General features: G+C 62.3%; 16 protein-coding genes. 9 read left to right on the forward strand and 7 right to left on the reverse strand.

Going from position 1 to position 13,302, the window contains the following annotated elements; all coding sequences use genetic code 11:
- The first annotated feature begins 17 nt into the window (after window positions 1–17).
- Window positions 18–1,061: a sulfate/molybdate ABC transporter ATP-binding protein gene (locus BM413_RS10125; protein WP_091912942.1), complete on the forward strand. Its 1,044-nt coding sequence runs from the start codon at window positions 18–20 to the stop codon at window positions 1,059–1,061.
- Between the two features lie 127 nt (window positions 1,062–1,188).
- On the opposite strand, the gene BM413_RS10130 is transcribed toward BM413_RS10125, so the two are convergent.
- A complete protein-coding gene (locus tag BM413_RS10130; RefSeq protein WP_091912943.1) occupies window positions 1,189–1,746 on the reverse strand; it encodes an RBBP9/YdeN family alpha/beta hydrolase in 558 nt (185 codons plus the stop codon).
- A 381-nt stretch (window positions 1,747–2,127) separates the two neighbouring features.
- Here BM413_RS10130 and cysP point away from each other — a divergent pair, with 381 nt between their 5' ends.
- The 8 genes from cysP (at window position 2,128) to BM413_RS10165 (ending at window position 9,288) form a co-directional block, all read left to right on the forward strand.
- Window positions 2,128–3,114 (forward strand): thiosulfate ABC transporter substrate-binding protein CysP, encoded by a 987-nt coding sequence (cysP, locus tag BM413_RS10135; protein WP_091912945.1) that lies wholly within the window; start codon window positions 2,128–2,130, stop codon window positions 3,112–3,114.
- 90 nt (window positions 3,115–3,204) lie between these two features.
- Window positions 3,205–4,026: a sulfate ABC transporter permease subunit CysT gene (gene cysT, locus BM413_RS10140; RefSeq protein WP_091913375.1), complete on the forward strand. Its 822-nt coding sequence runs from the start codon at window positions 3,205–3,207 to the stop codon at window positions 4,024–4,026.
- A 3-nt stretch (window positions 4,027–4,029) separates the two neighbouring features.
- The gene (gene cysW, locus BM413_RS10145) at window positions 4,030–4,917 is read left to right on the forward strand and encodes a sulfate ABC transporter permease subunit CysW (protein ID WP_091912946.1); all 888 of its coding nucleotides are present in this window, start codon (window positions 4,030–4,032) and stop codon (window positions 4,915–4,917) included.
- On the forward strand, window positions 4,914–5,936 hold the full coding sequence (locus tag BM413_RS10150) for a sulfate/molybdate ABC transporter ATP-binding protein (protein WP_091912948.1): 1,023 nt from the start codon (window positions 4,914–4,916) through the stop codon (window positions 5,934–5,936). Before cysW ends, BM413_RS10150 begins: the two co-directional genes overlap by 4 nt.
- Window positions 5,937–6,107: 171 nt before the next feature.
- Window positions 6,108–6,260 carry a hypothetical protein gene (locus tag BM413_RS33395; protein ID WP_210188924.1) on the forward strand — a complete coding sequence of 51 codons (153 nt, stop codon included), beginning with the start codon at window positions 6,108–6,110 and terminating at the stop codon, window positions 6,258–6,260.
- 151 nt (window positions 6,261–6,411) lie between these two features.
- Window positions 6,412–6,861, forward strand: a complete 450-nt coding sequence (locus BM413_RS10155; RefSeq protein ID WP_091912950.1) for an RrF2 family transcriptional regulator — start codon at window positions 6,412–6,414, stop codon at window positions 6,859–6,861.
- 36 nt (window positions 6,862–6,897) lie between these two features.
- Window positions 6,898–8,259 carry an FAD/NAD(P)-binding protein gene (locus BM413_RS10160; protein ID WP_091912952.1) on the forward strand — a complete coding sequence of 454 codons (1,362 nt, stop codon included), beginning with the start codon at window positions 6,898–6,900 and terminating at the stop codon, window positions 8,257–8,259.
- 93 nt (window positions 8,260–8,352) lie between these two features.
- Complete coding sequence (locus tag BM413_RS10165; RefSeq protein ID WP_091912953.1) at window positions 8,353–9,288, forward strand: DUF5996 family protein; 936 nt, start codon at window positions 8,353–8,355, stop codon at window positions 9,286–9,288.
- A gap of 26 nt (window positions 9,289–9,314) precedes the next feature.
- Here the strand turns inward: BM413_RS10165 and BM413_RS10170 are convergent, their stop codons facing one another.
- The 6 genes from BM413_RS10170 to BM413_RS10185 form a co-directional block, all read right to left on the reverse strand.
- The gene (locus BM413_RS10170; protein ID WP_175544297.1) at window positions 9,315–10,277 is read right to left on the reverse strand and encodes an LLM class flavin-dependent oxidoreductase; all 963 of its coding nucleotides are present in this window, start codon (window positions 10,275–10,277) and stop codon (window positions 9,315–9,317) included.
- Window positions 10,278–10,401: 124 nt separating this feature from the next.
- Window positions 10,402–10,554, reverse strand: a complete 153-nt coding sequence (locus BM413_RS33085) for a hypothetical protein (RefSeq protein WP_175544298.1) — start codon at window positions 10,552–10,554, stop codon at window positions 10,402–10,404.
- 154 nt (window positions 10,555–10,708) lie between these two features.
- Window positions 10,709–11,032, reverse strand: a complete 324-nt coding sequence (locus BM413_RS10175) for a BRA0787 family protein (protein ID WP_091912957.1) — start codon at window positions 11,030–11,032, stop codon at window positions 10,709–10,711.
- Window positions 11,033–11,208: 176 nt separating this feature from the next.
- Window positions 11,209–11,400: a hypothetical protein gene (locus BM413_RS32445; protein WP_133304735.1), complete on the reverse strand. Its 192-nt coding sequence runs from the start codon at window positions 11,398–11,400 to the stop codon at window positions 11,209–11,211.
- A 131-nt stretch (window positions 11,401–11,531) separates the two neighbouring features.
- A complete protein-coding gene (locus tag BM413_RS10180) occupies window positions 11,532–12,200 on the reverse strand; it encodes an RES family NAD+ phosphorylase (RefSeq protein WP_091912958.1) in 669 nt (222 codons plus the stop codon).
- 5 nt (window positions 12,201–12,205) lie between these two features.
- Complete coding sequence (locus BM413_RS10185; protein ID WP_091912960.1) at window positions 12,206–12,733, reverse strand: MbcA/ParS/Xre antitoxin family protein; 528 nt, start codon at window positions 12,731–12,733, stop codon at window positions 12,206–12,208.
- Between the last annotated feature and the right edge of the window lie 569 nt (window positions 12,734–13,302).

Here is a 13,302-nt window from a genome sequence, read left to right on the forward strand (position 1 = left end):
GGAACAAGGGTAAATTAATGGAAGTTCGCGTCGCCAATGTGCGCAAGGAGTTCGACCGGTTTCCGGCGCTTCACGACGTCTCGCTCGACATCAAGTCCGGAGAACTGATTGCGCTGCTGGGTCCGTCCGGTTCGGGCAAGACGACGCTGCTGCGCCTGATCGCCGGGCTGGAGAAACCGACCAAGGGCGCGATCTATTTCGGCGATGAGGACGCATCGCATCGCACCATCCAGGAGCGCAATGTCGGCTTCGTCTTCCAGCATTACGCGCTGTTCCGGCACATGACGGTGGCCGACAATGTCGGCTTCGGCTTGAAGGTTCGTCCGGGCGCAACCCGGCCTGCCGCAGCCGAAATCCGCCGCCGCGCCTCCGAACTGCTCGACCTCGTCCAGCTTTCCGGCCTCGAAAAGCGCTACCCGGCACAGCTTTCCGGCGGCCAGCGTCAGCGCGTGGCGCTGGCCCGCGCCATGGCGATCGAGCCGAAGGTTCTGCTGCTCGACGAGCCCTTCGGCGCGCTCGATGCGCAGGTGCGCCGCGAATTGCGCCGCTGGCTGCGCGAGATCCACGACGCAACCGGGCATACGACCGTCTTCGTCACCCACGACCAGGAGGAAGCGCTGGAGCTTGCCGACCGCGTCGTCGTCATGAGCCAGGGCCGCATCGAGCAGGTCGGCACCGCCGACGAGGTCTACGACACGCCCAACTCGCCCTTCGTCTACGGCTTCATCGGCGAATCGAGTTCCTTGCCGGTAAAGGTAGAGGACGGACAGCTGTGGGTCGCCGACCGCCCCATCGGGCTTTCCGTGCCCGACGCACCGAACGGCAAGGCAGAGCTCTATTTTCGCCCGCACGACGTCGAACTGCTGGAGGAATGCAATGGCTGCATCGCCGGCACTGTGGTGGCCAGCCGGCGCGTTGCCGGCACGCGGCGTGTCGAACTGGAGATCGGCGGCGAGAGGCAGCGCGTCGAGATCGAACTGCCGATCGAGCACCCGGCAGCGCAGAAAAGCCGCGTCGCCTTCAGGCCGCGCCGCTGGAAGGTGTTTCTGTCGGAGACATAAGGCCAGGCATTCTTGTCGTAGGTTGCGCTGCCCTCATCCGCCTACCGGCACCGACCGGGGCAAGCCACGGGTCTCGCTCCGGTATGGGTAAGGGTGGGGGGCAGCGCAAACTGAATTCAGAAAGGCTCTAAGCCGCCCGCGAAGCCACCTCAACCCGGGCAAACTTGAAGCACGAGGCCAGTGCGTAGCCATCCTCCCAGCGGCCGAAGCCACTGGCGACGTTGATGTGCCCGGCATCGCCGATATCGACCAGTCCGCTGCCCCAGATGCCCGCATATTCCTGCGCGATGTCGAAATCCATGTAGCTGTCATTACGGCTGGCAACGAAGATCGACGGAAACGGCAGCCGTCGGCGCGGCATCGCGCCGAAGTCGATCAAGCCGGGATGTTTGGCATTGGTCACGTCGATATCGCAGGGCGCGACCAGCACCGCGCCGGCGACATGCTCGGCAGCCGGGCGGCCGGCGAGCTTTGCCGCCAGGATGCAGCCGAGGCTGTGCGCAACGAGAACAGCACCCGGATGGGCGACGAGCTCGCTTTCCAGCGTATGCAGCCAGTCTTCCAGCACCGGCTTGTCCCAATGTTCCTGGGAGACGAGGATCGCATCGTCATGGTCCGCCAGCCAGTGGCGCTGCCAATGGTCCTCGCCGGAACCGTTCAGGCCGGGTAGTATCAATGTGGTCATGCTGCACTCCTCTGGAAGCCCCAGCCGGATTTGCGACGCCTCGCCGCCGATTCATGCTGCTATTTTAGAGGTCTGGCCCTGCTGACAGAGGATCGGGTTTTGCGAATTTCCGCCGACATCGAAAACACTATTCCGGTAAGCCGTGGCCGCCACCGGAATTCGATTCTCGATGAGAAGATTTTTCCCAAAATCAGAAAAATTCTCGCAGCAAGAGAAGAACACGCAGTCTCGCTGAAATGAAATTCTAATGTGACATCATCATTAGAATGCCGTTCTCATGAGCGGCGATCATGAGGCAGCCTCTTCCTCGCCGGACTGCCAGGGCTTCGGATAGGTTCAGTCGCAAAGACAAAACAACTTTGGGATCATGGAGTTATTCGAATGAGACGTTTTCTGCTCGTTGGCGCGGCCCTAGCCGGCCTGCTCGCCACCCCTGCATCGGCATTTGCCGCCGACAAGCTGCTGAACGCCTCCTATGACGTGGCGCGCGAACTGTTCGTCGCCGTCAACAAGGCCTATGTCGCCGCCCATCCCGGCGTGACCATCGACCAGTCGCATGCCGGAACCTCCAAGCAGGCCCGCGCCATCGTCGAAGGGCTGGAGGCTGACGTGGTGACCTTCAACCAGGTTACCGACATCGACTTCCTGGCCAAGAACGGCTTCGTCTCGGACGACTGGAAGAGCGATTTCCCCAACCAGTCTTCGCCCTTCTATTCGCTGCCTTCCTTCCTCGTGCACGCCGGCAACCCGAAGAACATCAAGGACTGGAACGATCTCGTCCGTGACGATGTGAAGGTGATCTTCCCGAACCCGAAGACCTCGGGCAATGCCCGCTACACATATCTCGCTGCCACCGCCTATGCGAAGGAAGCTTTCAAGGGCGACGAGACCAAGGTGAAGGAATTCGTCACCAAGATCTTCGATAACGTACCCGTCTTCGACACCGGCGGCCGCGCCGCCACCACGACCTTTGTCGAGCGCGGCATCGGCGACGTGCTGATTACCTTCGAATCCGAAACCACCGGCATCCGCAAGGAATTCGGCGAAGACAAATATGAAGCCGTGGTGCCGTCGGTCAGCCTGCTTGCCGAATTCCCGGTGGCGATCGTCGACAAGGTGGTCGACAAGCGCGGCTCGCGCGATCTCGCCAAGAACTATCTCGACTTCCTCTACACGCCGGAAGGCCAGACCATTCTTGCCGAAAACGGCAACCGCGTTCACGACGAGAAGGTCGCCGGCGAGTTCAAGGACAAGTTCCCCGAAGTCCGCCTCGTCACCGTCGAGGACGTCTTCGGCGGCTGGGACAAGGTGCAGGCCGAGCATTTCGCTTCCGGCGCGCTGCTCGACCAGATCTACGGCGAGCGTTGACCCTTTAGCTCGATTGCTGTTCAAGGGCGGGAAGCCGGTCATGCCGGCTTCCCGCTTTTTTGAGTTTCGATTTTCCGGAAGGCTTTGTCCGTGGCTCGTCGCGTCCTGCCGGGTTTGCCCCTGGCGCTCGGAATAACCCTGGTCTACGTCTCGATCATCGTCGTGCTGCCGCTCGGCGCGTTGGTCTACAAGGCGGCGAGCCTCGGCTTCGAGGACTATTGGCGCATCGTCTCGTCGGGCCGCGCGCTGGCGAGCTACCGCGTCACGGCACTTTCCGCCCTCGCCGCCACTGCCTTCAATCTCGTCTTCGGTTTCGCGCTGGCCTGGGTGCTGGTGCGCTACCGCTTTCCCGGCCGCCGCTTCATCGACGCGCTGGTCGACCTGCCCTTCGCCCTGCCGACTGCTGTCGCCGGCATCGCGCTGACCGCACTTTTCGCGCCGAACGGCTGGTTCGGCTCGATCCTCGGCGAAGCCGGCATCAAGGTCGCCTACACGCCGCTCGGCATCATGATCGCTATGGCCTTCACCAGCCTGCCCTTCATCGTGCGAACCATCCAGCCGGTGCTTGAAGACCTTGATCCGGCACTTGAGGAAGCTGCCCAGTCGCTCGGCGGCTCCGACGTTTCGATCTTTGCGCGTGTCATCCTGCCTCTGCTGACGCCGGCGATCCTCGCCGGTGTCTCGCTCGCCTTCGCCCGCAGCCTCGGTGAATTCGGCGCCATCATCTTCATCGCCGGCAACCAGCCCTTCTCGACCGAGATCACCGCGCTTCTGGCCTTCATCCGGCTCGAGGAATACGACTACCAGGCCGCCGCCGCGATCGCCTCGGTGCTGCTGATAACCGCCTTCGTGATGCTCGCCGTCACCAACATCCTGCAGGCCCGCGCCCTGCGCTACACGGCGAGGGGCTGAGCGATGGCAAGCAAAACCAGAAAACCGCCACGCGTCGGCGACCAGCCCGGCTTCCGCCGTGCCTTGATAGCCGCCGTGCTGGTGGTGACCGCCATCTTCATCGTTGCGCCGCTGGTCGTCATCGGCGTGCAGGCATTTTCGCAAGGCTGGGCGGTCTACGCGGCAGCGATTGCCGATCCCGACACGCTCCACGCCATTCTCCTGACCGTGACAACGGCCTTGATCGCCGTGCCGATCAACACCGCCTTCGGCGTTGCAGCCGCATGGGCGATCACCAAATTCGACTTCTGGGGCCGGCGCTTCCTCTTGGTCGTCATTGAAATCCCCTTCTCGATCTCGCCGATCGTGGCGGGCGTCGCCTATCTCTTCGTCTACGGCTTGCAGGGCCTGTTCGGCCCTGCCCTGCAATCGGCCGACATCAAAATCCTGTTCGCCCTGCCGGGCATCGTTCTGGCCTCTATGTTCGTCACCGCGCCCTTCGTTGCCCGCGAGTTGATCCCGCTGATGCAGGCGCAGGGCCGTGACCTCGAAGAGGCCGCGACCTCGCTCGGTGCGTCGGGCTGGCGCACTTTCTTCTCGGTGACGCTGCCCAATATCCGCTGGGCGCTGCTTTACGGCGTGGTGCTGTGCAATGCCCGCGTCATGGGCGAGTTCGGCGCTGTGTCGGTCGTTTCCGGCAACATCCGCGGCCAGACCAACACGCTGCCGCTGCATATCGAACTGCTCTACCACGACTACCAGACCGCCGGCGCCTTCGCCGCCGCCTCCATCCTCGCCGTGCTTGCCGTGGTGACCTTGGTTGCCAAAGTGCTGCTGGAGCGCCGGGGAGCCGGCCGCGGCGGCCGCCCGACACTGGCAGCGAACCAAACCGTTCCGGAGACAACGACGTGAAAATCCGCCTCGACACCGTCGTAAAAACTTTCGACACCTTCCGCGCCGTGCATGGCGTTTCGCTGGAAATCGAAAGCGGCGAGCTGGTAGCGCTGCTCGGACCCTCCGGCTCCGGCAAGACCACGATCCTGCGCATGGTCGCCGGCCTCGAATTCGCCGATGGCGGCAAGATCTATTTCGGCGACGAGGATGCAACCGACATTCCGGTTCGCGACCGCGGCGTCGGTTTTGTTTTCCAGCACTACGCGCTGTTCCCGCATATGACTGTGGCCGAAAACGTCGCTTTCGGCATGAAGGTTTCCAAGGTGAAGCGCTCGAAGGCCGAGATCACCGCCCGCGTCGCCGATCTCCTGCGGCTGGTGAAGCTCGACGGCCTCGGCGAGCGCTTTCCCGGCCAGATTTCCGGCGGCCAGCGCCAGCGCGTCGCGCTCGCCCGCGCACTCGCCGTCGACCCGAAAGTGCTGCTGCTCGACGAGCCCTTCGGCGCGCTCGATGCCAATGTGCGCCGCGACCTGCGCCGCTGGCTGCGCGAAATCCACGAGGAGCTCGCCATCACCACCCTGTTCGTCACCCACGATCAGGAAGAGGCGCTCGACCTCGCCGACCGCGTCGTCATCCTGAAGGACGGCAAGATCGTCCAGCAGGGCACACCGGAAGAAGTCTGCCGCGAGCCCAATTCGCCCTTCGTCATGGGTTTTCTCGGCGACACCAACCGCCTGCCGGCAAATGTGTCGGGCGGACGCGCAGTGGTCGGAAATGCCGCCCTGTCCGCGCCCGGCGTGGCCGACGGCAAGGCGGAGATTTTCGTGCGCCCCAGCGATCTCGACTGGACCGAGCACGGCGACGGCGTGCCGGCAAAAATCCTGCGCGTCATCGACCGCCCCGACGGCCGGCGTCTGCTGGCCGCGACTGACCAGGGCGAGACGCTGGAACTCGATGTTGCGCCCGAAATCCAGGCCAAGGCCGGCGATGAAGGCTTTGTCACAGTCCGGCGCGGCCGCATTTTTGCTGCGGGGTAACGCCCGCGATCGCATCTTTCAGCAGTTTGTGCGATCGGCGGTCAATATTCCCGAGTTGCCGCCACTCTTGGCATATTCATGCTGATGATAAGATCGGAGCGCAATGTCGTTCCAAGCCAAGCAGCCGAATGTCTACTACTCTTGTAGAATTATCTTCGAGGAGTGGCCGCCGTGACGAAACTTTTCTTCCCGCATTCGGTCGATTCGGGTTTGCTCGTCGGGATCGAGCTCGCGGCCCGGCAACTTGCCAATCTTTTGGCCGCAATGCGTGCCAGCGGGGCTAGACACGGCGAAAATTGCATCAAATCGGCCACAGCAGCCTGAAAAGTCATCAAAAATCAACGAGTTTGAGCTTGTTTATCATGTCGCTCGATTTTAAGTCTGGGTGGTGCAGCGACGCGGGGGCTATCCGCCATGATTTGCACACAAACGATCGCCACAGGCTTAGGCGAACTTCTGATGAAATGTTGCGGGCATGCTCACTAAAAAAGGCAAATACGGCCTCAAGGCCCTCGTGCATCTTTCAGGCATGCCTGTCGGCCAGTTGGCGTTCGTCAACGACATCGCGGTTGCCAACAACATCCCCAAGAAATTCCTCGACGCCATTCTCGGCGAATTACGCAATGCCGGTTTCGTCCAGAGCCGCAAGGGCAAGGATGGTGGCTATCGCCTCGCCCGGCCGGCGGCCGAGATCAAGATCGGCCATGTCGTGCGCGTTCTCGACGGCCCGCTGGCCCCGATTCCCTGCGCCAGCCGCACCCAATATCAGCGCTGCGAAGATTGTGACGAGGCGACATGCCAAGTCCGGCACATGATGCTCGAAGTACGTCAGGCGATCGCCGACGTGCTGGACAATCGCAGCCTGGCTGCCATGCGCGACGCCGACAACGACGACGTGCTACAGGACATCAAGTACCACATCTGACATGCCCTGATATTCTGACGGGGCGGAGGCCATCTCGTGGCTGAGCGCGCAACCGGCAGACAATCCATCCTCATCATCGGCGGCGGCGCCAGCGGCGTCGTGCTCGCGGCGCATCTGTTGCGCGATCCCGATGCCGACATCCGCATTACACTGATCGAGAAGCGCAACGCCTTCGGCCAAGGCGTCGCCTATTCCACCAACCTGCCCGACCATGTGCTGAACGTGAGCGCGTTCGGCATGAGCGCCTATGCCGACGATCCCGAGCATTTCTTCCGCTGGCTGGTCGAGCGCGGGCTGGCCGAGCCGGACAATCCGCAGATCTACGTGCCGCGCAGCCTCTACGGCGAATATCTTCGCGAGATTCTCGACCGGCTCACCGAGCAGGAAAAAGGCACCGGAAGGCTGCACACGCTGAACGAAGCCTGCCAGTCGGTGACGACGACGCCTTCCGGCGTCGAGGTGAAGCTTGCCAATGGAACGAGCCTGGTCGGGCACATCGCCGTGCTGGCCGTCGGCCATGAGGAGCAGGCGCCGCCGGACCATCGCGGCGCCATTCGGCCCGGCTCCCCAGAAGATACCCCTCTGCCCGCCGACGCACCCGTTCTGGTTCTGGGAACGGGCTTGAGCATGATCGATCTCTGGCTGTCGCTGGAAAACCGTGGACACAGCGGCAAGATCGTCGCGCTCTCCCGGCGCGGGCTGCTGCCGGCCATCCACCGCCGCGGCAAACCGATTAGGCTGGACGCCGCCGACGTGCCGCTCGGCACCGACCTTTCCTATTTCATACGCTGGTTCCGCCAACTGGTTCGTGAAACCGAAGACGCCGGCGGCAACTGGCGCGATGTCGTCGATGGCATCAGGCCATTCAACCAGCGCATCTGGCAAAGCTGGCCTTCCGGCGCGAAGCGGCGTTTCATCGAGCACACGCGCGCCTGGTGGGATATTCACCGCCACCGCATGCCGCCTGCCCTGCATGAGCGGGTTTCGCGCGCACTTGCGGCGGGCGATCTGGAATTGCTCGCCGGCAAGCTGGAAAGTGTGCGCAAGGACGGCAACGGCTTTGCTGCCACCATTCGCCCGCGCCACAAGCAGGAAGCCGTGACGCTGAACGTAGCGCGGATCTACGATTGCACCGGCATCACCACCGACCTGTCGACGGGATCAAATCCGATCGTGCGTTCGCTGATCGAGCGTGGCCTCGCCCGGCCCGACCCGCTGCGCATCGGTCTCGATGTCACGCCGGGCTGCGCCATCGTCAATGCGGAAGGTGCCGCTTCCACGCGCCTGTTCGCCATTGGCCCGCTGACGCGCGGCACCTTCTTCGAGATCGAGGCGATCCCCGACATACGCACGCAGTGTTCGGCACTGGCCAGACGCCTGACGGAGAAGGTGGCCTGAATTTCCGTGCCCGCTCGAACGTGATCGAGCCGGGATGGACATGCCGGAAAATCCCGTCCAGTTTCGATTTGAAACGGCGAAGGAGACCGGCTCATGCACGAAGGCTGGCCTGAAATACCCTACCTTCCGTGGCGCGACACATGCGCCGCGCTTCATCTTTACACGCAGATCGTCGGCAAATATCGGCTCGCCCGGACACCATGGGTCAACCATTCGTGGCACGCCACGCTCTATCCGAATGCCCGCGGCCTCACCACTGGGCTGGTGCCTGACCGGTCCGGCGGCATTGAGGTGAGCTTCGATCTTATCGACCACCAGTTGGCCGGAACATGCACGGACGGGCGCAAGGCCAGCTTCGCGCTCGGGCCAATGTCCGTTGCAGCGTTCTACGGTCAATTCCTGGAGCTTGTCCGCACGCTCGGAGGAACGCCCGAACTGCACGGCGCGCCGAACGAAATCCCCAATGCCCTACCCTTCGCTGAGGACCGGGCGGAGCGTCCTTACGATGCCGAAGCTGTCACCCGCTTTTTCAGGGCCCTGGTCTCGGTGTCGGGCGTGTTCCAGACATTTCGCACCGCCTATCTCGGCAAGGTCAGCCCGGTTCATCTCTTCTGGGGAAGTTTCGATCTCGCCGTGACGCGCTTTTCCGGCAGGCGTGCGCCGCTGCACCCCGGCGGTATACCGGCATTGCCCGACGACGTTACCCGCGAAGCCTACAGCCACGAGGTTTCTTCGGCAGGCTTCTGGCCGGGCGGCGGGAGTGTCGATTTTCCGGCGTTCTATTCCTATGCCTATCCGGCGCCGGCAGGATTTGCCGATGCACAGGTGGCCCCCGAAGCTGCCTATTTCGACAAAACGCTCGGCGAATTCCTGCTGCCTTACGATGCGGTTCGCCAGGCAGCAGACCCCGAGGCTGCCCTTCTGGCTTTCCTGGAAAGCACTTACCGCGCCGCGGCCGGGTCGGCTGGATGGGACGTAGCTGCTCTCGAATGTTCCATCGGCGAGCCGCGCAGGCCCCGGCCCTTATAGGGCCGAAGCCTCGCTTCTGACCTCGCTTACGAAGCGCGGCTACGGAACGGGAGGTAGATCGCCTCGCCGAATTCCGGCTGAGGCGCTTCGGACTCCTGGCGCGCCACCGAGCGCTTGACGATCGCCGCCACGTCCCTGCCAAATGTCGCAAGGTCGTGCGGCTGGTCGAGACCGTGCAGGACGAACTCGCGCACGCCGAGATCGCAATAGGAAAGCAGGGCCAGCGCCACCTGCTCGGCGGTTCCGACAAGCCGAATCGCTTCGCCGTCATGGCCGAGCCTGTCGGCCTTGGCCCAGGCTTCGGCCCGCGTGCCGGCAATCACCGGCCGGACGGGCACGGAGAAGCGGATCTTGTCCGACCGCCCATGGCAGGCGGCAGCGGCGCGCACCCGCGAGATGGTCTGCCGTGCGTCGGCGACCGTGCCGGCCGGCAGTTCGAACAGATCGGCATGCTTGGCCGCGATCTTGATTGCAGTGCCGGAAAGCCCGCCAAGGATGAACGGTATCTGCGCGCGGCCGAACGGCTTGGAGCCGGCGAATGCATCCTTCAGGCTGTAATGCGGCCCTTCGTGATCGAAAGGCTTGTCGTTTGCCCACAGCCGCTTGAGCAGCACCAGATATTCGTCGGTACGGGCAAGGCTCGCCTCATGATCGAGCCCGCTGTCGCCGGCAACGATGCGGATGGATAGCCGCCCGCCGCTCAACTGGTCGAGCGTGGCGAATTGCTGGGCAGCTACCTGCGGGGCCAGAACGCCGGCGCTGTGGGACACGACAACACCGAGGTTGAAGGTGTTGTGCAGAACGAAAGAAGCAAGCTGGCCGTTGTCCGCAAGACCCTGATTGTCTGCGATGAGCAGCCGGTCAAGCCCGGCACCTTCTACGGCGCGAGCAAGGCGATGCGCCTGGCTCTGGCGGGCGAGCAGATCGGATGAACGGGCAGCCTCAGCTTCGGTCCATCTTTCGGTACGGCTGGTGAATTCGACATGCATGGCACTCTCCTCCATCGTCTTACCTGCAGCGCCTTTCGGCGCAAAAACTGGTTGTGATTTAACTGTGAGGCCTGTTTTAAACCCGCGCCCCTTGCGCGGGTGGCCTGTTTTTGTCTGGTTCCCGTCAGGGGATCAGCCCGAGCACGACGGCAACGGTGAAGCCGAATGCGAGCGCGAAGATCAACGTCTCGAGACCGACACGAATGCCGGCCGGGCGGGACGTCACGGAGCCGCGAAGCGAAAGCCGCTTGGTTCCAGATTGCTGTATTAGGGACATCACGACCTCCGTAATTACAGATAGTCTATGATTTTTGTAGACATTGTCGAGTGCGAAATTTACGCCGAAACGAGGAACATGTTTCTATCAAACATTAGTTTCGCGAACGAAATTCTACAAAATCAGGGAAATGCGAAACGGGCGGAATCGCCCGTCAGTTTCTGAGTCTGTCCACGCAGAGAGCCCGGAGCAGCAGTGCGGCATGCGCATAGGTGATCTGGTCGCTGACCAGTTCGTGAGCTGAACCGGCGCCAACGACGTCGCGAACGGCGTCCAGCGTGCGGATGGGCAGTATATCGGTGCAGGTTCGCATCCGGCCAAAAACGGCGCTTACGGCAACGTTTTTGCCGTCGAATTCCACAAAGGGCTCGGCTGCGTCGAGCGCCCAGTCCTCGTAAGCATCCAGCGCGTCGTGGAAAGCCTGATGAAGAATGAATGGGGCATGGCCTTCATGAAGCGGGGGCAGCAAAGTCGGCATATCTGTTTCCTCACTTTTTCGGTCGTTGCGACAGTCTTCTTCTGAACTCATCCTCTTTTGGGGGAACGCGAGTGGACACGGGCGGGCATGAAACCCGCGGGCACTGATGTTGCGCTGAATGACACAGGCTCGCACACGGCCTGCATCGACATCGATCCTAGCACCAGTTTTTGGTTTTACCAAAGCCCCGGATACTGCCAGGCCCAATAAAAACCTTCATCGCGCTCGGGAAGCCGGTTCTTCTCCGCTTCATCCTTTGAAATGGTTTGGCTTTTCCGTTTTTCCACAGGACCGCATAAAGCATCGGTCCTGCCGGCCCGCAAAAGATCGGCCAAAGCGCGAAACATCACAGTGTCTGTATGTGCCATCGAAGGCCTCCTGATATCATTCAGGAGCCGAGCCTCGCTAATTCTACAAATATTGTAGAGTTAAAAAATTTCAAGTTTGGCCGAAATGGCGCAAAAATTCTGCGGTCGGCTGAAACCTGCTCGTCCAGGCGCTATTTCCTGGACTTCAGCTTCCTCACGTCGATCGTGCGCCGGTCGGCCCACACCGTGATCTCGAAATGGTCGGCCTGCACGACATCTTCGATCTTTGAGGGCTTGTAGGCTGCGGCGCAGATGCCCCCGCGCAGTCTGACTGAGTCATAGACGACGCCGTCGCTCTTCGACACCCTGACCGCCTCGCCATATGGCTGGGATGCGGCATAGCTGTCAGGCGCATAAAGCGCGGGTAGTGAGGCTTGCAGCCCTCTTATATCGACATATTCGCCATCCAGCCGGGCCGTATAGGCGCGGTATTTCCGCTTGAGTTCCACTAGGCCCCGCGCGACGGCCTCGCGGCGCAGATGGTGGCCGACTTCCGCGGCGGCCGTGGTCAGGTCGGCGGCCGCATACCACGCGCCCAGCTCAGGCCCGTTGAACCGCGCGCCGGTGGGCGGGACATGCAGGAAAGCCGCCATGACGATGCTGGCGTTCGGCCGGCCATAGACCCACTCGCTTTGCGGCAGGCGGCCGATGCGCTCAGCCACCAGCCGGTCGTTCGTCCAGCCGACGAGGTCCATGACAGCCGTCAGGTCCGCCGCCGTCGCAACGGTATCGAACAAGCCGATGGGCGGGAATTGCGACGGGATGAGGCGATGCGCCGGGCGCGGCGCGGGCGAAAGCATTTCCGTCACCGGAAGACGACATCCGTTTCTTCATAGGGCTGGAAGGCTGCATCGACCGCGTTCGGTTCCATATAGATGCCGCCGCGCGCGCCATCGAGAAAACGCCGAACCGTCAGAAGCGCGTCCTGCGAGCCGTTGGTGATGAGCGCCAGCGGCGGACGACCGTTGAAGATCGTTCCGTCATGCGGGCCACGCAGCCAGGCCACCCCTTCCCGGTCGCCGCCATAGAGAATGCCGAGCGCCTGATGAATGCCGAGCACGGCCGATATGCGCGTCAGCGTATCCACATCCAGCGTGAAATCGCGATGCTCGCGGGCCAGCTTCGTCCAGTTCTGATAGGTCGAGCGCGATGGATAGCCGAGGATCAGCCGGCGCTCCTCCTCGTTGAGGCCCCACAGATCGGCGATCGAGACAAAGGTGCGCAAGGCAGGCGCGCTGAGCCGCCGCCTGTTGGCCGGCGCAAAGCGCGCGCTATCGAGCCGCTGCGGCTCGGGCGCTATGATCTCGGTATTTTTGCGAAGGGCCTGGCTCATGATCGCTTCCTTGTCCGTAAATGGATATAGTCCATATTTGGACAGAATACAATATCCTGGCGGCCTGCCCCGCCGGATGACGGAATTATGTCATGACGCATTGCAGCATTTGATATTGCGTTGCACAAATTGCACGGCAGCCATGCACTATTGAGGGTTGCGAAAAGCCGAAAATAAACCGATTTTATACGAGTGATTTCGGCGGCGCCTACCTCCTCCCAGGCAATGTCGAATACGGTCGACCTTCACCTCCTCCCGATCGTCGACCGAACCATAGAACACCCGCCGAACCTCCTCCCTCGGCGGGTGTTTTCTTTTCTGGGCAGCGCCCGACTTTCCGAGACTTTACTGAGAATATGAGTGAAGGCGTCCATCCGGACTGCCGGAAAACTCCGCGTTCCTTCGCGCCCCCCTCTGGCCTGCCGGCCATCTCCCCCACAAGGGGGGAGATCAGCCAGCCGCCTGACCTTCGCCAATCTTCAGCATTGCAGAATGGGCAGCGTAAGCGACGCTGCTAATCTCCCCACTTGCGGGGGAGATGGCCGGCAGGCCAGAGGGGGGCAACGTCG

The organism is Mesorhizobium sp. YR577, from assembly GCF_900116595.1.
Classification (GTDB): domain Bacteria; phylum Pseudomonadota; class Alphaproteobacteria; order Rhizobiales; family Rhizobiaceae; genus Mesorhizobium_M.

Bases quoted from the DNA above. Each gene is read 5' to 3' on its own strand.
- BM413_RS10125 (WP_091912942.1), top strand. From the start codon at position 18: ATGGAAGTTCGCGTCGCCAATGTGCGCAAGGAGTTCGACCGGTTTCCG.
- BM413_RS10130 (WP_091912943.1), bottom strand. From the start codon at position 1,746: ATGACCACATTGATACTACCCGGCCTGAACGGTTCCGGCGAGGACCAT.
- cysP (WP_091912945.1), top strand. From the start codon at position 2,128: ATGAGACGTTTTCTGCTCGTTGGCGCGGCCCTAGCCGGCCTGCTCGCC.
- cysW (WP_091912946.1), top strand. From the start codon at position 4,030: ATGGCAAGCAAAACCAGAAAACCGCCACGCGTCGGCGACCAGCCCGGC.
- BM413_RS10155 (WP_091912950.1), top strand. From the start codon at position 6,412: ATGCTCACTAAAAAAGGCAAATACGGCCTCAAGGCCCTCGTGCATCTT.
- BM413_RS10165 (WP_091912953.1), top strand. From the start codon at position 8,353: ATGCACGAAGGCTGGCCTGAAATACCCTACCTTCCGTGGCGCGACACA.
- BM413_RS10170 (WP_175544297.1), bottom strand. From the start codon at position 10,277: ATGCATGTCGAATTCACCAGCCGTACCGAAAGATGGACCGAAGCTGAG.
- BM413_RS33085 (WP_175544298.1), bottom strand. From the start codon at position 10,554: ATGTCCCTAATACAGCAATCTGGAACCAAGCGGCTTTCGCTTCGCGGC.
- BM413_RS10175 (WP_091912957.1), bottom strand. From the start codon at position 11,032: ATGCCGACTTTGCTGCCCCCGCTTCATGAAGGCCATGCCCCATTCATT.
- BM413_RS32445 (WP_133304735.1), bottom strand. From the start codon at position 11,400: ATGGCACATACAGACACTGTGATGTTTCGCGCTTTGGCCGATCTTTTG.
- BM413_RS10180 (WP_091912958.1), bottom strand. From the start codon at position 12,200: ATGCTTTCGCCCGCGCCGCGCCCGGCGCATCGCCTCATCCCGTCGCAA.
- BM413_RS10185 (WP_091912960.1), bottom strand. From the start codon at position 12,733: ATGAGCCAGGCCCTTCGCAAAAATACCGAGATCATAGCGCCCGAGCCG.